The sequence below is a fragment of the Kitasatospora sp. NPDC093679 genome (assembly GCF_040683455.1).
Lineage (GTDB): Bacteria > Actinomycetota > Actinomycetes > Streptomycetales > Streptomycetaceae > Kitasatospora > Kitasatospora arboriphila.
This window is the reverse complement of sequence record NZ_JBFBDW010000039.1, coordinates 1-16,264: the sequence shown is the minus strand read 5'-3', so window position 1 is coordinate 16,264 and position 16,264 is coordinate 1. Positions and strand designations below refer to the sequence as shown.

Sequence of the window (16,264 nt, the reverse complement as noted above, 5' to 3'; positions counted from 1 at the left end):
GACGGACCAGCACAGCGGCCCGGACGGCGGGGCGGGATCGACGCAGGCGGACCTGCCCCGGACGCGGTCCATGTCGCGGCGCCGACGGGCGTGCAGCGCCGCCTGGCGGCGCGTGCTTCGGGGGCAGCCGTACTCCGCGCACGACGCCTGCCCGTGACGCACCCGACTGCGGGCCTGCCGACGCGACGGCCGCGCACCCGCCGCATGCTCCTGCCCCACCGTCACCACACGCTTCTCGCCCCTTGACAGGTCGGACGGCAGTATGCCGGGCGCCGGGCCGCACCGGACGTGGCCCCGCCCCGTGCCGCTCGCCGAGGCGAGGGCCACGTCGTGGAGGGACCATGCTGCGCACCGCCGACAGGCCATCCCCCGACCCGGCCCGGGACGGCGCGGTGCCGCCGGGTGGCCGAGCGCGGCCAAGCGGGTGACCCCCTTGCGAGATGCCGGCGGGTCCCCGGCGGCGAGGTGTGCCAACGGCGGCGCCGCGTACGCGCACCGCCCCGACCTCGCGACCCTCGAGCAGCAGATCGCGGTCGCCGAACACCTCGCTGCCTGCCGCAGCCTCGCGCCTTGGCCGGTCTGTGGCGCCCGCGCCGGCCGGACCACCACACCGTCCCGGCGCTGATCGGCGCGGTCCCGGCCGAGCAGAGCGACGAGTGGGCCGAACAGCGCCGCTACATCGGCTCCGAGATCCTCGGCCGCTGCCGCCTTCACCCGGTTGAGGGAGGACCCCCGACGAGCCCACCGCAACAGCCCTGACCGCCTGGGCCTGAAACCGGATCATCGAGTGGCCGTCGATCACACCACTCCGACGGACGTGCCCCGGGAGGGATCACCCCGGTTGCCCGCTCCTGCGATGCGAGCGTTAACGATCACGTTGGCGTAGCAGCGGGATTCCGTCGGCCGACGGCGAGTCGGGCGGTCAGTGCCTGGTGAACTGGACTCGGGTGGGCTGGGCGACGTCCGGCCGCAACGGAACGCCGTCGACTGTCAGTCGCTCGCCGTAGACGTCGGTGACTCTGATCGGTCCTCCGCATCCGGTTCCGTCCGGGGAGAGGAAGTAGTTGTAATCGGTGCGGGACAGCTGCCGCCAGCCGCTGCCGGTGCGGACCTCCAGCGCGGCCACCGGGTTTCGGTGGCCGATCACCTGGATCCCGCACCACCATCGGGTGGAGCCGGTCTTGTACCGGATCGACATGGTGTTCGATGTCGCCGGGCTCAGCAGGGACCAGGTGATCGACAGGCGGCCCACCGACAGGTCGGCGAGCTTGGCGAAGGCCTCGTGGCTGAGGTCGAGCTGCCCGGGTGCACACGGCAGGGGGCACTCGTTGACGATCCGCACCGTGATGCTCGCCCCGTTGGCCGCGCGGACGAGTACGGACGCCCCACAGGCCCTCGCCGACTCGTAGTCGGTGTGGTTCATCGCCGCGATCATGAGATCGGCGGACGGCCCGTACAGGCAGGCGCCGTTGCCGTCTGCGGCATCGTAGGAGGTCGCGACACCCTGATAGCTGGTACCGGGCTTGATCCGCCCGGCCGAGGACGCCGGTACGGGTGCAGCGCCGGCAGCGCCGCCGGCGACCGCCGGCGAGGGGGCGGCCGAGGTGGGAGGGGCCGAAGGCGGAGGGTTGGTGACCGACGGCGATGCGGCCGAGGGTGTGGGAGCGGCCGGGACGGCGGTGCCGGTCGGTGTGCTCGGCCCAGTGGTTGCGGCCGAGGCGGCCGACTGCGTCGCTCCGGCGTCGCCCCCGTTGCCCGGTGGCAGCGCGAATGCCAGACACACCAGTACTCCGACCGCGGCCAGGACCGCCGAAATGCCCATCACGAGCGCGCGCCTGTGGTGCGGCTGTGGGGCGGCGTGCTTCGTTGCCCTCATTCCCATCCCTTCGGTAGACCGACTCGAGCCGTACTGCGCGGAAGTGGGCGCCGGGGGCAGAAAGGTTGCCGCGCCGGCGCAATCTTCCCGGGGCCGGCAACGGGCCGGTGACGCAAGGCCGTGGCCCGCTGTCCGGCCGTGCGGGTCAGGGTGGTGGCGGTGGACGGGGGGCACGGGGCAGGCCCCGCGGTTCCCGAGGTGGCGCGTTCTGGTCCTGCGGAGCCGCGGCGTCGGTGCAACGGGCGGTGAGGGCTGGAGCCGCCCCGGCCATGGGGAGTCGCCGATGACTTCTCGGAGTTCTTCGTACCGGGCCGCCCCGAGAAGTGGCCCGGCCGTGCAGCACATGGGCCGGGCTCGGCGTGGCCGGCCGGGCCTGCGGGATCGGACGGGCGGTGTACACCCGGCTGTTGCGGCGCCCGCCGGTACCGCGAGGGTGTACGGGCTGACCGCGATCGTTCCTTCCCCGGATCGTTCAACGCATCACGGGATGCCCGCGCGTACGGGCCCCGACAGGAACTGTCCTCTGTGGACATGTCGAACCCTGATCGGCGGCTTGTCGACATCGCCATGATGGTGGAGTCCGAGCTCCCCGACCGTCGTCGTCCCGGGGGCGGTCGTCACCGGCCGGCCTGCGCCGGAAAGTCTGCGGAAGGAGCAGGTGGCCGAAGTTCTCGCCGCCTCGGACCACGTGAAGCCCTTCGCCGCGCTGTTCACGGCGCCCGGCCACGGTGACGAGGAGAACGAGGGCGTGACATCGGCCCCCAGGCGACCCACGCACCTGCTTCTGCACGTCGCCCGCATCCTGCAGGGCAGCCACGGTCTCCCCCACACCGGGGCATGTACCGCATCACCATCACAGACGTCAGCAGCTGGACCGTGGGGACCTCGGCTACTCCGACCGGTGACAGCTATGGCTGACACGCGCCTGGTCCGGTGCCCAGCAGCTTTCGCGGCGCAGTGCCGGACCCGTTCCCGTGCGGGACGAACGGGGCCCAGCGCAACCGGCTGCCGGCAGGTCCGGACTACCGCGCTCCCGTCAGAACGGCCCAGCAGACAGCTCCCTGGTTGCCGATCCGGTACCGGCGTGCCAGGGAAGCCGCTGCCCCTGCCCCGGCAAAGCGCCAGGGGCGGAGGCCGCCCGGTGGGCTCCGCCTGCAAGCAACCTGCTGGGCGGCCTCATCAGGAGCGGGCGCCTCGTGGTGGGCCGGGCTGCATGCCTGCGGTGTCGTCCGGAAGCGAGACGCCCGGCGTCACCCGCTCGAAGACGTCCTCGCGGGCTCGGCCGCACCGGCCGGCAGCCGCCTCTCGGGCGTCGGCCGCGATGGCGGCAGCGCACACCACCGCGGTGTGGGCAGTGACCGTCACCTCCGCGTCGAGGGAGGCACCGCCTCGCTCGCGGGCATGGTCGCCGCGCCCGGGTGCCGGCGAGGTTCCTGGGCAGAACGGGCGGCACCCCGGCAGGGCGCCGGGGGAACGGGCAGACGTCACCGGCAAGGTAGCGGCAGCCGATCGCGGTCACGGGCAGCGTGGCCACTCGTACCCCATGCCATGGCCAGTCTCGCTCGTCGCCACCGCCCGTCTCCCCCCTTGTGTGCTGGCCGCCGTCCAGGACAGCGATCTCCTGGACGGCCGGCACGTTGCGGCCGAACGCCCACTCCGGCATCTGCCCTTCGTCCCGGTCCTGTCGGTCTGCCGGACGCCGATGTGACCGAAGCGCGCAGCAGCGGTTCGCCCGTGGCCGGCTATCTGGAAGGACGATGCCGTGATGCCGCCGCCCTGTGCCGGGGCGAACTCGCCGTCGGCATCCGGCCCGGGTGCCGCCGGGGAAGCTCCGCCTGTGTGGGAAGCCCGCCTGAAGGCGGGACGCCGACGGTTCAGATATCTGCGGGCGGCTCCTGGCTGTGCTGGGAGCGGCGCAGTTGTTCGTTGAGGCGCAGGGCTTCCTCGAGTTGGTCCTCGAGGATGATGATGCGGCAGGCGGCTTCGATGGGGGTGCCCTGGTCGACGAGGTCGCGGGCGCGCATGGCGATGCGCAGTTGGTAGCGGGAGTAGCGGCGGTGGCCGCCGTCGGAGCGTAGTGGGGTGATGAGGCGGTGTTCGCCGAGGGCTCGTAGGAAGCCGGGGGTGGTGCCGGTCATCTCGGCGGCGCGGCCCATGGTGTAGGCGGGGTAGTCGTCGTCGTCGAGTTTGTCGGGCGTGTCGGGGCTGGTCGTGGTCGTCACTGCACCTCTCTGGTTCTCGGGAGAACGCGTCGAGGGGCCCCGGCGCCGTATCGGCTCCGGGGCCCCGAAGGGGAAACAACACCATCTACCGGCCTGGGCCGGTCCTCGGGTTCCGCACTGCCCCGGGGGAGGCGGCGTGCGGGGATCGCGTATGCGTGACCGGAAACCACCGTCCTTGCGTAGGGGTCTGCGGTGTCCGCCCGGGTGAGCACTTCACAGGCCGGGCGATCCTGATGGCGCCTGCACCCTCCATTCGTTCTCCGTGCTGATCTGTCAATTCGTACTGCCGGTACTGCACTGACTGAACTGCGCACTGCTCGGTACCGCTGTTGGCGGCCCCTGAAGGTGCGGGCCACCCGGTCCGGCAGCCAGTCCCGTCGCCGTCCTGCACGTGCCTGGCTTCGGGACTCCACTGCCGGACCGAACTCCTGTCCAACAAATGCGGCCAGTTCGTGTCTGGCCGGTATCGCCGACTGCTGCCTACGAGAGAAACGTTAGACCCGCCCACGAGCAATGTCTACTGCGGCGAGCATAGATTTTGAGCGGGGCTCGGGTGAGGTAACCCTCCGCTGCCGCGGCGGCGGCACGGCCGAGCCGCCGCCGTGAGGGCGGCGAACAAGCAGCCCGCGCAGGAGGCGAACGTGGAGGACCTGGCAACCGCGGCACCGGAGACGGCGCCGGACGGTCGGGCGACCCTGATCGAAGCGATCACGGAAGCCGTCCGCGACGGCGACGACCGCACCATCCGCCGACTGCCGGCCCGTTTCGCCGAACGTGCCGCCATCACCGACCTGTACGCCCTGCGCGACGCCCTCGACGCCACGCGCCCGTCCGGCAACCGCAGGCGAAGGCGGCGCGGGCGCGCTCGGGCAGGACTGCAGCGAGGTCGCAGCGTTCCCCCCGGCGAGCTGGCTGCCGAGGGCTGTCAGAACGGTATGCAGGACGCGTTCAGCTTCTTCGTCGGAGGTTTAGCGGCCGAGGGTGCGGACCTGCTGGAGGAGGAGGCGGTATCGGGTCATAACCGTGGAGCCTTCGGGTGCTGGCCAGCCGCGGGCTGGCGGCGGCGCGAGGGTGGTCAGGGTCGCGTCCCTGCGGTCGGGCGGCCGAACAGCAGGTCGTAGCCGGGCGGCAGCTGGAGCAGGACGCGTCCGGTGAGGTCGTCGCCGGCGGCGTCGGCCACGGTGGACAGGACAGCGCCGATGTCCCACAGCGCGGTGGTCTCGGTGGCGCCCTCGATCCAGGCCGCGGTCGCGCGCACGAACCGCTCGGGGCTGAGGGGCTCGGCTGCCTGCAAGGGGTTGAGCAGGATCAGGGCGAGGGTCTCGGGCAGGCGGGCGGCCAGTTCGGCACGCACATCGCCGACCAGGTGGGCGCCGAGCAGGGCCAGGACGACCCGGGCGGCCCGCTCGGCCTCCTGGGGTGTGTCGTATTCACCGCGTTCCCGGACCTCTTCCAGGAACGCCTCCCATCGAAGAGTCACCGCGGTTCTCCCTCCGTCCCGAGGTCCGGCGCGACCGTGCCTGGTCAGGGCTCGACGGCCAAGCGCCGGTGCAGACCGGTGCGCTTGAGCAGCCGGACGACGCAGCGGCTGGTTCCGCGCAGGATCAAGCGCCTGCCGCTGCGGTCGGCCTGGTTGCGGACCCGGACAAGGGCGCCCGGGCCCGCGCAGTCCATGAACGTCACCTCCGACAGATCGAGCACCACCCCCCGGTCCGACTCGAGCGCGGCGGCCGGAGCACGGTGCAGCGCGGGGGCGGTGTCGAGATCGATCTCGTCGCCCTCACCCACCACACCGCCCAGCTCCGCGATGACAGCAACCGACGCCGCGCCTGACCCTGTCCCCGCCGCCGAAAGACGCTGGCAAGACCTCCTGGAGCGGATCCACGACCTCGAAGCGCGAGTGGCCGCCACCACGAGTACCGTCAACGCCGCCCTCGACCACCACCTCGCCCGGCTCGACACCCTGCACCACCGGCTCGCCCGCCCCACCTGGCCGCTGGACGCTCCCGATTCGGGCAGCCCTCAGACCACACCGACGAACAACCGGCCGACCTGACAGGGCCGGGAGCAAACGCAACCAGCCGAGCCGTCAGGCCCGGCGCTCGTATTCCCACCGGCGCACCCGGGGAGTGGTCAGCGCTGGTGGTCTCCGGCGGCGTACCGGCTCCAGACGGCCCCGATGTCCGTCGCGGCCAGCTCAGTGGAGGATCCGGGCGCGCCCGTTTCGCCATTGCCTGGGCGCGCGGCCCCTGGGGCCGGGTCGGACGAGGTCATCGGACGCCCGGCCCCGGAGCCACACCGCGGCCGGCCACCGGCCGCCGGGCGTCTCGGCCAGGCGGCCAGGCCCCGGCGGCGCAGTGCCCGGTCGAGGGTGCGGTGGGTGGGGAACATCAGGTGGGTTCCGGTGACGGCGAGGGTGTGGTGCACGCTGGTGCTGGGATTGATCAGGACGAGCGGGATGCCGGCCGTGTGCGCGGTGCGGCGGGTCAGGACCAGGAGGTTGATGCCGCTGGCGGTGAACATGCGCACCGCGGACAGGTCGAGGGCCAGGAGGGCCGGGCGCCGGTTCAGGGCGGCGTCCAGGGCCTGCTGCACCTGGTCCTCGTTGTCCCGGTGGAGGTTCCCGGCGAGGGTGCACACCAGCGCGGCCCCGGCGGGGGCGGTGCGGATGTGGATGTCGGGTGCCGCCGGGTTCGTCGCATAAGACGGGTGTGGGAAGCCATTGCGCATCCGCGCCGGCCTCCACCGCGCAGGGGCGCCTGTGCGCGCACGCGAGGAGGCGCGGCGCCGTCGGGTGTCAGGAGGGCGGGGCCCGACGCCGTGGACGAGCAGGAACGGGCCGTCCATGTCGACCACCGTCACCGCGGCGAATCGGCCCTGCACGAGGACGAGGGCATGGCGCTCGTCGGCGGCGAACCAGGCGCTCACGGCGTCGTCGTCGTTTTGTAGGCGGAGTTCGCCCTCCCACCGGCCCACCCGCACAGGCGCCCCCTGTGGGCGTCCTGCGGGCCGGCCGATGCGTCACCCCATCGCCCACTGCTGGTTCGTGCCGCCGCTGCAGCTCCACAGCTGGACAGGGGTGCCGTCGGTGGTCCCCAACCCGGCCACGTCCAGGCAGAGTCCCGACTGCACGCCGGTGACGGTCCCGTTCGGGTTGACCTGCCACTGCTGGTTGGGCTGCCCGTTGCAGGACCAGGCGATGACCTTGGTGCCGTTGGTGGTTCCCTTGGCGCTGGCGTCCAGGCACAGCGTGCTGCCGCCCACGGTCACGGTCAGCTGGTTCGACGCTGTTCGGGCCCAGGTCTGGTTCGCGCCGCCGTTGCAGGCGGAGATCTGCTGCTGGGTTCCCGCCGTCGTGCTCGGGTCGGTCAGGCACTTGCCTGCGGCCACCGCACGCAGCGCGCCCGTCCTGCTCCCGGAGGAGGCCGCGTCCAGTCCCATGAAGTGAACCGCGTTGGCGGCCATCCCCGCCCCCTGGACCGGCAGTTGGTGTCCGGCGCCGGCGATGCTGTACGCCTCGACCTGGGTGGCGCCGGCGCTGTTGTCGTACCGGGTCCGGGTCCAGCCGGAGGCGGGGGCGTCGGTGGCCGACGGGGTCCGGCTCACGCCGAGGACGTCGGTCCACTGCTTGATCTCTTCACCGAAGTTGTTGTAGTTCAGGATGGTGTCGGCGGTCCCGTGCCAGAGCTGCACGCGCGGCCGCGGACCTGTGTAGCCGGGGTAGGCCGTGTTACGCACCAGGCCGCCCCACTGCTGCGGGGTCATGGACACCCGGCCTTGAGCACAGGCCGAGTTCCAGCCGCGTGCCGTTCCGGTGGCGAAGCAGTGGTAAGGCACTCCCATGAAGGCCGCGCCGGCCTTGAACACGTCGGGGTAGTCGGCGAGCATGACGTTGGTCATCATGCCGCCCGAGGACTCTCCGGTGACGTAGACGGCGTTGGCGTTGCCGCCGTAGTGCTGCTCCGCGTAGGTGATCATCGACATCAGCCCGACCGGGTCGCTGCCGCCGTTGCGGGTCAGTGCCTGGTCCGAGGAGACGTCCCAGCAGCTGCCGCTGGGATTCGTCGAGGGATAGATGACCAGGAACCCGTACTGGTCGGCAAGCGAGGCGAAGTCGGTGCTCGAGTACATGTAGGGGCCCGTGCCCTGGCAGCCGTGGAGGGCCAGCAGGATCGGCGGGTTGGGTTTGACACCGGTCGGCACGTACACGTGCATGAGCAGGCCGGTCGGGTTGGTGCCGAAGTTCGTGATCTGGGTGAGCGAGGCGGCGGCGGCCCGTGGGGCCGTTTGCAGGCTCAGGCCCACCGCGAGGCCGACCGCGGCGATGATGCCGATGAGCCTGGACACGAACGAGCGGGATCGGGGCATGGGACCTCTCCGTCGATTGCATGAGCGTGAGGAGGTTCCGGCGCCACCACGGATGAAACGCCAACGATACTCGTGCCAGTCGGTCATCGGCGTCAACCACCGCGCAGCGAAGGCACGGAGGGAGGGACCGGCAGCCTCCGACGACCTGGTGCCCCACGACGGTCCCGGCCGTCGGGCGGTCACCCCGGCTTCGGGTGGACTGCTGCGCGAAGTATTGACAACTGGCAACGCCTGATACAGATTTCACCGAGGCAAGCTTGGAGAGGCTTGCGTTGCAGAAAAATTGTTAACGCTAACAGACGTGCTCGGGGGCCCGGCGCCCACCTTCTCCCCCGAGCCCCTCCCACGCACTTTGCGCACCACCCGGCGGAACACACGCGCCCGCACGACCGCCGGCACCTCCAGCCTCTCCCGGCGGCGCGGCATCCCCACCCAAGGAGAACGATCCGTCATGCCATGGCTCAACGGAACAACCCGTCTCCGCAACGGCACCGCCCTCCAGGTACGGGGCGCCAGCGATGCCGCCAACCGGCAGTGGCACGCCGGCCAGAACAGCGACGGCTCCTTCACCCTCACCAACATCGCCGGCGGCCGCGTCCTGGACCAACCCGGAGCCAAGACCACCAACGGGACAAGGATGCAGGTCCGGGACGCCAATGGCGGCGCCAACCAGCACCGGAACCTCGGGTGAGCCCAGCCACTGGGGCGATGTCGCCGCAGCCACCCGACGAGGACCACGAAACCCGACACCACCCAGGGCACTGACGTGCATTGGCGCGCCCGCGCTCACGGCGGCCACACATGTGAGCGCTAACAGAAGCCGTGTGGCAGATATCCGTACTCTCAGGAGGTTTCCGTGCGCAGACGACGTTCCAGCCGCCGTCGGCTGACCGTGCTGTTCACAGCACTGCTTGCGGCCGTGGCGGCCTTGACGACGATGCTCGTCGCCGACCCGGCCCAGGCGGCCACCACCGGCACCCTGCGCGGCGTGGGGTCCGGCCGGTGTCTCGACGTGGCGAACGCCAGCCAGAGCGACGGCGCATCGGTGCAGATCTACGACTGCTGGAACGGCGCCAACCAGCTCTGGACGGCGACCGACAGCGGCCAGCTGACCGTCTACGGCAACAAGTGCCTGGATGTTCCTGGCCACGCCACGACGGCCGGTGCCCGGGTGCAGATCTGGACCTGCAGCGGCGGCGCGAACCAGCAGTGGAAGGTCAACGCCGACGGCACGATCGTCGGCGTCGAGTCCGGGCTGTGCCTGGACGTCACCGGCTCGGGCACGGCCAACGGCACCGCCGTGGAGATCTGGACGTGCAACGGCCGCAACAACCAACAGTGGGCCGGGCTGTCGTCCACCCCGACCACTCCCCCGACCGGGACGTGCGCCCTGCCCTCGACGTACCGCTGGACCTCGACCGGGGCGCTCGCGCAGCCGGCGAACGGGTGGGCGGCGGTGAAGGACTTCACGAACGTCGTGTACAACGGCAAGCACCTGGTCTACGCGTCCAACGTCAACGGCTCGTCGTACGGGTCGATGATGTTCAGCCCGTTCACCAACTGGTCGGACATGGCGACGGCCGGGCAGAGCGGGATGGGCCAGGCCGCGGTGGCGCCCACGCTGTTCTACTTCGCGCCCAAGAACATCTGGGTACTGGCGTACCAGTGGGGCCAGTGGCCGTTCATCTACCGCACCTCCAGCGACCCGACCAACCCGAACGGCTGGTCCGCGCCGCAGCCGCTGTTCACCGGCAGCATCCCCGGCGCCGCCCCGATCGACCAGACCCTGATCGCCGACGGCCAGAACATGTACCTGTTCTTCGCCGGCGACAACGGCAGCATCTACCGGGCGAGCATGCCCCTCGCGAACTTCCCCGGCAGCTTCGGCTCCTCCTACACCACCGTCATGAGCGACACCGTGAAGAACCTGTTCGAGGCGCCGCAGGTCTACAAGGTGCAGGGCCAGAACCAGTACCTCATGATCGTCGAGGCCAGGGGTGCGAACGAGCAGCGCTACTTCCGCTCCTTCACCGCCACCAGCCTGAACGGCTCGTGGACCCCGCAGGCCGCCACCGAGAGCAACCCCTTCGCGGGCAAGGCCAACAGCGGCGCCACCTGGACCAACGACATCAGCCACGGCGACCTGGTCCGCACCAACCCCGACCAGACCATGACCATCGACCCCTGCAACCTGCAGTTCCTCTACCAGGGCAAGTCCCCCACCGCGAGCGGCCCCTACGACCAGCTGCCGTGGCGACCGGGCGTGCTCACCCTGCAGCACTGACCCGCGACCCGGGGTGATCACCACCGGACTCCGCCCGCTGACACGCCGCCGAGAGGTCCATGGCACAGGCGGCCCCACCCCCTGACCGACACCCACCACCCCGGGGGAACCCCGGCCGGGCACCCGGACCCGGGTGCCCGGGTGGGCAAGGAGGGGATCACGGTCCGAGAGCCGATGGCGCACCGGATCGAGGAGTACGCCCGTCACTGCGGGCACGCCGATCTGCTGCGCGAGCGCGTCGACGGACGGGTGGGCCGGTGACGGCCGGTCGCCGCGCCGCCTGAGCGGGACCGGGAACGAGTCCCGGCCGGCGCGTTCGGTCACGGCGACTGTGCGACAGCTCAGGTGCCGGGCGAAGAACACCAGACCACTACCCCAAGGAGATTGACACAGCGTCAGGCAGGGCGGTCCAATCGAGTCCGCACAGGGTCGCCGTGGCCGGGGGTGGACGCGTGGACGTCGTGATGGCGCTCGGTTCGTTCTGCCTGCCCGCGCTGGCGGCCTGGGACGTCCTGCGGATCGCGGGCAGCGTCAGCCGGTCCGAAGTGCCCCGGTTCGGGAGCTCGGTCAGCCTGGGGATCTGGAGCGGCGGCACCCTGTACGTCGGCTCGCACGGCGGCCCCGCCTTCCTGGTGCCGGTCGCCTGCGTGCTGCTCGGCGCCGCCGCGTTGCTGCTGGTCGTCGTCCCGGTGGTGCGGGCCCTCCGGACGCGGGCGAGCGGCCGGGCGATGCGCACCGGCACGGCCGTGCGGCTGTTCCGCCGGATCATCGCCACCACGTACACCGCCTCCGGCAGCGTCATGCTCGGGGTGACCGCGGACGGCGGCGTCATCCTTCCGGACAAGCCTCCGCTGGAGGACGGTGCCCCGCCGCGCGTACGGCTCACCGAGGGCTGCCCGTACTGCCTGGTCGAGGACGTCCTCGCCCACCTCCTGGAGCTGGACGCCGCGCCGTTCATCCGCGCCTACCGGCACCACGTGGCGTCGGGGGAGAACCGGGTTTTCGTCGTCGGCCGCGTCGACGGCACCCCCGGGTGGACGACGGGAATGGCAGCACTGGCCGGCCACGAGGTCGCGCCCGCCGTCCCCTGCCGGCACCACCGATCGGCCGCGGCGCCCGACTGACGCGCCGACCGGGTCGCGCGGTCAGTCCACCAGGTCGCCGGACGGGTGATCGTAGACCGGTGTCGCCTCCGACGACGAGCCGCCGTACACCCGGGAGACGGCGGAGTTCCTGTGTCCGTTGCTGGAGACCGAGCGGACCCCTCATGCCCTTGCCGTCGTCATCGATGCCTTCACCTCCTACTGCCGCTCCGGAGAGGGCGGGGCCGTCCGGGTCCACGCCGATCATCCCGATCCGCACGTCCGTCGAACCGTCGCCTCGAACCTCTTCATCGACCCGGCCGAGCACCCGGAGGTCGTGGCGGCCCTGATGCGGCTGGCTGCGGACCCCGTCCCCTCGACCCGGGCGACCGCGCTCTACAAGTTCACCCCTGTCTCCCGTCGACACCCCCGAGCTGCGCGCCGTGCTGGCGGCGCGGTTGGCGGACCCGTACCTCGACGCGAGGATCGAGGCCGCGGCCGGGCTCGTCCTGCGCGGCGACGCACGCGGTTCGGCGGTCCTCGGCGAGATCCGCTCCGGCATCGAACACGTCCGCAGCCCGGGTGCGGCACGCCTCCACGACATCCGCCGCCTGCTGGAGGACCGCCAGGCACGCGAGGACCGTGCCGGCGTGGCCGACCGGGGCTGACGATGACCTCGCTCCGTCACCGTGCCGGGCCCGGGCCGTTTGGGGGACGGGCCGGGCCCGGCGGGGTCGGACGGTGCGTCAGGTCCACTGCTCGGAGGGGGCGACGCCGGGGACGGGCTTGCCGATCAGGGCGAGCGGGACGAAGAAGTTCACCTGGCCGATCGCCAGGGTGAGGGTGGTGAGGGCCGTCGGGTCGAAGTGCCGGGCGGCCTCGGCGTGGAGCTCGTCGGGGACGCGCTCGCCGGCCGGGTTCGGGGTGAGCACGGCCTCGACCAGGGCCAGCGCGGCGCGCTCCGCGGGGGTGAAGTACGGGGCGTCGCGCCAGGTGGCGACGGCGGTGATCCGCTCCTCGCTCTCCCCCGCCTTGCGCAGCATCCCGGCGTGCATCACGACCAGGTAGGTGCTGCCGACGAGCTGTCCGGCGCGCAGCTGGACGAGCCCGATGGTGGTCCGCGGCACGGAGCGGTTGCCGGTGGCGCGGAAGAGCCAGCCGCTCAGCTCCTTCAGCTCGGGGACGAGCGCCACGGGGTCGGACATCCGCGAGGTCGGGGCAGCGGTCTCCGTGGCAGTGGTCTCGGCGGCAGTGGTCTCGGCGGCAGCGGTCTCGGCGGCGGTGCTGGTGCTGGTGTTCACGGCGGGTTCCTCCCGGCGGGTTCCGATCTGCTTGCACTGCACTGACGGATGCCGTCCGGCGGATGTGACGGCTTCGCCGCAGAAGTTCTTCCCGCCGGGCGCAGCAGACGGCCGACGAACCGTCAGGCGCCCGGCGGGACCCGGCGGCCGCGGTGTCGGCGGCCGTGGGCATACTGGCGCGATGCCGATAGCCGACGACCCGCAGCCGCACCCCTCCGAGGAGCCGGAGCCCGGTGCCCCCGACCCGTTCGAGGGGCTGGTGCTGGACGAGCGGTTCGTCCGCGCCGCCACGGTGAAGGAGCCTGCGGCGCGGACCCGCGAGCTGTCGGCGAGGTGGCGGGTCGAGCCTCCGGTCGATCCGGGTGGCCGCCGCTGGTCGCCGTCGTCCCCGGGCGCCGTCCGGCGGCCGCGCGGCGGTCGCCGGGCGCTGACGGTGGCGCTGGCCGTGCTGGCGGCGGCCGGTGCGGTCGTGGCGGTGACGCTCCGGCCGGACGGTCTGCTGGCGGGTGCCGGTCCGGCCCCCGAGGTCCCGGTGGTCACCAAGGCGCAGGACACCGCGCTGCCGGGCGGCGGGACCACCACGGGCAGCGCATGCGGCACGAAGGGCTTCCACCACTACGCCGTGCCGCCGCAGTCCAACCCGGCCGCGGGCACGGGTACGGGCCCGGGCACGGCGGACGAGCCGCCGGGTCCGCAGCTCGTCCTCACCTCCTACGGCTTCGAGCGACTGGGGAGCGGCGACCCCGGGCACTTCACCGTCGGCCTGGCGTTCGCGCAGGTCGGCGGGCGGGCCAGCGGGCAGGGGTCGGCGCGCCCGTTGCCGGGGTCGGGTCCGTTGAGCGCCGCGGTCGAGATCGAGGGCCCGGACGGGCTGGTCGGCGGTGCCTACGGCCTGCCGCTCACGAACGGGGAGGCCGCGCCGCAGGACGCCGGGGCGAAGCCGGCGGACTTCCGTTCCGGCGGCGACGCGGATCTGGTGCTCCCGCTCGCGGCGCTCTGCCCCGGCGTCGACGCCCTTGCGGTCTCCCGCGGGCTCGCCCCGCCGGTGGACGGCTCGAATACGATCACCGGCCAGCCGCGGTACACGCTGACGGTCTCGGTCTCGGACCCGGCGGTCGGCGATGCGCGGCGCGCCGCGGGCTCGCCCGTCCGCGGGGACGTGCTGAGCGCCACCAACCGCGTGCCGCTCCGGTAGATCCGGTGGCGCGGGGAGCTCCGGTGGCTACGGGCGTTCCTTGGGGGCGTTCTGGGCCGTCCGGGCCGGGTCGGTCTCGGCGACCGGGGCCAGGATGTCGTCCATCGCCTTGAGCAGGTCGGCGTCCAGCCGGACGCCGGCCGCCTCGGCGTTCTCGACGACCTGCTCGGGTCGGGAGGCGCCGATGATCGCGGCGGAGACGTTCGGGTTCTGCAGCACCCAGGCCACGGCCAGCCCGGCCATGCTCAGGCCGGCCTGCTCGGCCAGCGGGCGGAGCAGTTGCACGCGTTCGAGGACGTCGGCGCGCAGCCACCGGGCGACGTACTCGGCGCCGCCCTTCTCGTCGGTGGCCCGGGAGCCGGCCGGCGGGGCGGCGCCGGGCAGGTACTTGCCGGTGAGCACGCCCTGGGCGATCGGGGACCAGACGACCTGGCCGATGCCGAGTTCCTCGCAGGTGGGGACGACCTCGGCCTCGATGACCCGCCAGAGCGCGCTGTACTGCGGCTGGCTGGAGACGAACGGCACCCGCAGTTCGCGGGCGAGGGCGTGGCCGGCGCGGATCTGGTCGGCCGTCCACTCGGAGACGCCGATGTAGAGGGCCTTGCCGGCGCGGACGACGTCGGCGAAGGCCTCCATGGTCTCCTCGAGGGGGGTCGAGGGGTCGTAGCGGTGCGCCTGGTAGACGTCGACGTAGTCGGTCTGCAGGCGGCGCAGCGAGCCGTCGATGGCCTCCATGACGTGTTTGCGGCCGAGGCCGCGGTCGTTGCGGCCGGGCCCGGTGGGCCAGAACAGCTTGGTGAGGATCTCCAGCCCTTCGCGGCGTTCGCCCTTCAGCACCCGGCCGAGCACCGCTTCGGCGCGGGTGGCGGCGTAGACGTCGGCGGTGTCGAACGTGGTGATGCCGGTGTCGAGGGCGGCGCGGATGCAGGCCGCGGCGGTGTCCTCCTCGACCTGGGAGCCGTGGGTGAGCCAGTTGCCGTAGGCGATCTCGCTGATGACCAGGCCGCTGCGGCCCAGGTGACGGAACTCCATGCCGGTGGTCCTCTCCGAACGGGTGTCCGTCCGATCATCCCCCGTCGTAGGCGGCCCTGCTGGCCTGGATCCGGGCGTTGTGCTCGACGGCCCAGCCGGCGAGCGCCAGTGCGGGCGGGATGAGGCTCCGGCCCAGGTCGGTGAGCGCGTACTCGACGCGCGGCGGGACCTCGGCGTGGGCGGTGCGCGAGACGAGGCCGTCGCGTTGGAGGTTGCGCAGGGTCAGGGTGAGCATCCGCTGCGAGATGCCGGGGATGTGCCGGTGCAGTTCGCCGAAGCGCAGCCGGCCCTCGTCGAGGGTGGCGACGACGAGCAGCGTCCACTTGTCGCAGATCCGGTCGAGGACGGCGCGGACGGTGCTGCCGCCGTCGCCGCGGATCATGCAGGTGTGTTCGTACTGCGTCATGGCTGCTCCCCGTGTCTCACGCACATCCGTGTGCCTTTTGTAGGCCCTCCGGCCGTGACCCATGATGGGCGCCTCACCGCAGGTCACTGCTCCCGGGGGCTCCTCATGCATGTCGCGTACTGGTTCGTCGCTGCGCTCCTCGCGCTGTTCTACGTCTACTCGGGCGGCAAGAAGGTGCTGCAGGACCGGGAGGCGCTGCGCCCGATGACGGGCTGGGTGGACGCCGTGCCGCTCCCGCTGGTCCGGGTGGTCGGGGCGCTGGAGGTGCTGGGTGCGCTGGGTCTGCTGCTGCCGCCGCTGACGGGGGTCGCCGTCGGGCTGGCCGTGGCGGCCGCGGTGGGTCTGGTGCTGGTGCAGGTCGGGGGCGCGGCGCTGCACCTGTCCCGGGGCGAGGTGCGGGAGATCGGGCTGAACCTGGTGCTGCTGGTGCTGGCCCTGGTCGCCGCCTGGCTGGGCACGGCACTGGTCTGAACCGCTCGGCCGCTGCGGCGGCCGCCG

General features: G+C 72.4%; 20 protein-coding genes and 1 pseudogene. 12 read left to right on the top strand and 9 right to left on the bottom strand.

Going from position 1 to position 16,264, the window contains the following annotated elements; all coding sequences use genetic code 11:
* Nucleotides 1-262: 262 nt before the first annotated feature.
* A complete protein-coding gene (locus tag AB0O09_RS26990; RefSeq protein ID WP_363545495.1) occupies nt 263-625 on the top strand; it encodes a transglycosylase family protein in 363 nt (120 codons plus the stop codon).
* Nucleotides 571-759, top strand: a complete 189-nt coding sequence (locus AB0O09_RS26985; protein WP_363545605.1) for a hypothetical protein — start codon at nt 571-573, stop codon at nt 757-759. Before AB0O09_RS26990 ends, AB0O09_RS26985 begins: the two co-directional genes overlap by 55 nt.
* Nucleotides 760-922: 163 nt before the next feature.
* Here AB0O09_RS26985 and AB0O09_RS26980 read toward each other — a convergent pair whose 3' ends face one another.
* Together AB0O09_RS26980 and AB0O09_RS26975 are read right to left on the bottom strand one after the other, a co-directional pair.
* Nucleotides 923-1,822 (bottom strand): expansin EXLX1 family cellulose-binding protein, encoded by a 900-nt coding sequence (locus tag AB0O09_RS26980; RefSeq protein WP_363545492.1) that lies wholly within the window; start codon nt 1,820-1,822, stop codon nt 923-925.
* A gap of 1,928 nt (nt 1,823-3,750) precedes the next feature.
* Nucleotides 3,751-4,032 (bottom strand): MerR family transcriptional regulator, encoded by a 282-nt coding sequence (locus AB0O09_RS26975; RefSeq protein ID WP_363545599.1) that lies wholly within the window; start codon nt 4,030-4,032, stop codon nt 3,751-3,753.
* 707 nt (nt 4,033-4,739) lie between these two features.
* Here AB0O09_RS26975 and AB0O09_RS26970 point away from each other — a divergent pair.
* Nucleotides 4,740-5,219 (top strand): hypothetical protein, encoded by a 480-nt coding sequence (locus tag AB0O09_RS26970; protein WP_363545489.1) that lies wholly within the window; start codon nt 4,740-4,742, stop codon nt 5,217-5,219.
* Here the strand turns inward: AB0O09_RS26970 and AB0O09_RS26965 are convergent.
* Together AB0O09_RS26965 and AB0O09_RS26960 are read right to left on the bottom strand one after the other, a co-directional pair.
* Nucleotides 5,174-5,578, bottom strand: a complete 405-nt coding sequence (locus AB0O09_RS26965) for a DUF2267 domain-containing protein (RefSeq protein WP_363545486.1) — start codon at nt 5,576-5,578, stop codon at nt 5,174-5,176. The two genes, AB0O09_RS26970 and AB0O09_RS26965, sit on opposite strands and share 46 nt — an antisense overlap.
* A 44-nt stretch (nt 5,579-5,622) precedes the next feature.
* Nucleotides 5,623-5,886, bottom strand: coding sequence for an STAS domain-containing protein (locus tag AB0O09_RS26960; RefSeq protein WP_363545483.1), 264 nt, complete (start codon nt 5,884-5,886; stop codon nt 5,623-5,625).
* A gap of 112 nt (nt 5,887-5,998) precedes the next feature.
* Between AB0O09_RS26960 and AB0O09_RS26955 the strand changes: the two genes are divergently transcribed.
* Nucleotides 5,999-6,154, top strand: a complete 156-nt coding sequence (locus AB0O09_RS26955; RefSeq protein WP_363545480.1) for a hypothetical protein — start codon at nt 5,999-6,001, stop codon at nt 6,152-6,154.
* A gap of 77 nt (nt 6,155-6,231) precedes the next feature.
* Here AB0O09_RS26955 and AB0O09_RS26950 read toward each other — a convergent pair whose 3' ends face one another.
* Entirely contained in the window at nt 6,232-6,828 is a 597-nt protein-coding gene (locus tag AB0O09_RS26950; protein WP_363545478.1) for an STAS domain-containing protein, read from the bottom strand.
* Between the two features lie 90 nt (nt 6,829-6,918).
* Here AB0O09_RS26950 and AB0O09_RS26945 point away from each other — a divergent pair, with 90 nt between their 5' ends.
* Nucleotides 6,919-7,047 carry a hypothetical protein gene (locus AB0O09_RS26945; RefSeq protein ID WP_363545475.1) on the top strand — a complete coding sequence of 43 codons (129 nt, stop codon included), beginning with the start codon at nt 6,919-6,921 and terminating at the stop codon, nt 7,045-7,047.
* A 72-nt stretch (nt 7,048-7,119) separates the two neighbouring features.
* Here AB0O09_RS26945 and AB0O09_RS26940 read toward each other — a convergent pair whose 3' ends face one another.
* A complete protein-coding gene (locus tag AB0O09_RS26940; RefSeq protein WP_363545472.1) occupies nt 7,120-8,466 on the bottom strand; it encodes a PHB depolymerase family esterase in 1,347 nt (448 codons plus the stop codon).
* 451 nt (nt 8,467-8,917) lie between these two features.
* Here AB0O09_RS26940 and AB0O09_RS26935 point away from each other — a divergent pair, with 451 nt between their 5' ends.
* The 5 genes and pseudogenes from AB0O09_RS26935 (at nt 8,918) to AB0O09_RS26915 (ending at nt 12,500) form a co-directional block, all read left to right on the top strand.
* Nucleotides 8,918-9,157 (top strand): RICIN domain-containing protein, encoded by a 240-nt coding sequence (locus tag AB0O09_RS26935; protein ID WP_363545470.1) that lies wholly within the window; start codon nt 8,918-8,920, stop codon nt 9,155-9,157.
* 246 nt (nt 9,158-9,403) lie between these two features.
* Nucleotides 9,404-10,750, top strand: coding sequence for a non-reducing end alpha-L-arabinofuranosidase family hydrolase (locus AB0O09_RS26930; protein ID WP_363545596.1), 1,347 nt, complete (start codon nt 9,404-9,406; stop codon nt 10,748-10,750).
* 114 nt (nt 10,751-10,864) lie between these two features.
* Nucleotides 10,865-11,011 (top strand): annotated as a pseudogene (locus tag AB0O09_RS26925) (DUF664 domain-containing protein); the annotation flags it as partial.
* A gap of 191 nt (nt 11,012-11,202) precedes the next feature.
* Nucleotides 11,203-11,874 carry a hypothetical protein gene (locus AB0O09_RS26920; protein ID WP_363545468.1) on the top strand — a complete coding sequence of 224 codons (672 nt, stop codon included), beginning with the start codon at nt 11,203-11,205 and terminating at the stop codon, nt 11,872-11,874.
* Nucleotides 11,875-12,290: 416 nt separating this feature from the next.
* Nucleotides 12,291-12,500: a hypothetical protein gene (locus AB0O09_RS26915; RefSeq protein WP_363545465.1), complete on the top strand. Its 210-nt coding sequence runs from the start codon at nt 12,291-12,293 to the stop codon at nt 12,498-12,500.
* Nucleotides 12,501-12,578: 78 nt separating this feature from the next.
* Here AB0O09_RS26915 and AB0O09_RS26910 read toward each other — a convergent pair whose 3' ends face one another.
* A complete protein-coding gene (locus tag AB0O09_RS26910) occupies nt 12,579-13,037 on the bottom strand; it encodes a carboxymuconolactone decarboxylase family protein (RefSeq protein ID WP_363545593.1) in 459 nt (152 codons plus the stop codon).
* Nucleotides 13,038-13,314: 277 nt separating this feature from the next.
* Between AB0O09_RS26910 and AB0O09_RS26905 the strand changes: the two genes are divergently transcribed.
* The gene (locus AB0O09_RS26905; RefSeq protein ID WP_363545463.1) at nt 13,315-14,328 is read left to right on the top strand and encodes a hypothetical protein; all 1,014 of its coding nucleotides are present in this window, start codon (nt 13,315-13,317) and stop codon (nt 14,326-14,328) included.
* A 27-nt stretch (nt 14,329-14,355) separates the two neighbouring features.
* On the opposite strand, the gene AB0O09_RS26900 is transcribed toward AB0O09_RS26905, so the two are convergent.
* Both AB0O09_RS26900 and AB0O09_RS26895 read right to left on the bottom strand, forming a co-directional pair.
* Nucleotides 14,356-15,360: an aldo/keto reductase family protein gene (locus AB0O09_RS26900; protein ID WP_363545460.1), complete on the bottom strand. Its 1,005-nt coding sequence runs from the start codon at nt 15,358-15,360 to the stop codon at nt 14,356-14,358.
* 34 nt (nt 15,361-15,394) lie between these two features.
* Nucleotides 15,395-15,766, bottom strand: coding sequence for a helix-turn-helix domain-containing protein (locus AB0O09_RS26895; RefSeq protein ID WP_344621726.1), 372 nt, complete (start codon nt 15,764-15,766; stop codon nt 15,395-15,397).
* Nucleotides 15,767-15,871: 105 nt separating this feature from the next.
* Here AB0O09_RS26895 and AB0O09_RS26890 point away from each other — a divergent pair, with 105 nt between their 5' ends.
* On the top strand, nt 15,872-16,237 hold the full coding sequence (locus AB0O09_RS26890; protein ID WP_363545457.1) for a DoxX family protein: 366 nt from the start codon (nt 15,872-15,874) through the stop codon (nt 16,235-16,237).
* Nucleotides 16,238-16,264: the final 27 nt, after the last annotated feature.

Excerpts from the sequence above, each read along its gene's own strand:
- AB0O09_RS26990 (WP_363545495.1), top strand. The coding sequence starts at position 263 with ATGCCGGGCGCCGGGCCGCACCGGACGTGGCCCCGCCCCGTGCCGCTC.
- AB0O09_RS26980 (WP_363545492.1), bottom strand. The coding sequence starts at position 1,822 with ATGGGCATTTCGGCGGTCCTGGCCGCGGTCGGAGTACTGGTGTGTCTG.
- AB0O09_RS26975 (WP_363545599.1), bottom strand. The coding sequence starts at position 4,032 with ATGGGCCGCGCCGCCGAGATGACCGGCACCACCCCCGGCTTCCTACGA.
- AB0O09_RS26950 (WP_363545478.1), bottom strand. The coding sequence starts at position 6,828 with ATGCGCAATGGCTTCCCACACCCGTCTTATGCGACGAACCCGGCGGCA.
- AB0O09_RS26940 (WP_363545472.1), bottom strand. The coding sequence starts at position 8,466 with ATGCCCCGATCCCGCTCGTTCGTGTCCAGGCTCATCGGCATCATCGCC.
- AB0O09_RS26935 (WP_363545470.1), top strand. The coding sequence starts at position 8,918 with ATGCCATGGCTCAACGGAACAACCCGTCTCCGCAACGGCACCGCCCTC.
- AB0O09_RS26930 (WP_363545596.1), top strand. The coding sequence starts at position 9,404 with ATGCTCGTCGCCGACCCGGCCCAGGCGGCCACCACCGGCACCCTGCGC.
- AB0O09_RS26910 (WP_363545593.1), bottom strand. The coding sequence starts at position 13,037 with ATGTCCGACCCCGTGGCGCTCGTCCCCGAGCTGAAGGAGCTGAGCGGC.
- AB0O09_RS26905 (WP_363545463.1), top strand. The coding sequence starts at position 13,315 with ATGCCGATAGCCGACGACCCGCAGCCGCACCCCTCCGAGGAGCCGGAG.
- AB0O09_RS26900 (WP_363545460.1), bottom strand. The coding sequence starts at position 15,360 with ATGGAGTTCCGTCACCTGGGCCGCAGCGGCCTGGTCATCAGCGAGATC.
- AB0O09_RS26895 (WP_344621726.1), bottom strand. The coding sequence starts at position 15,766 with ATGACGCAGTACGAACACACCTGCATGATCCGCGGCGACGGCGGCAGC.
- AB0O09_RS26890 (WP_363545457.1), top strand. The coding sequence starts at position 15,872 with ATGCATGTCGCGTACTGGTTCGTCGCTGCGCTCCTCGCGCTGTTCTAC.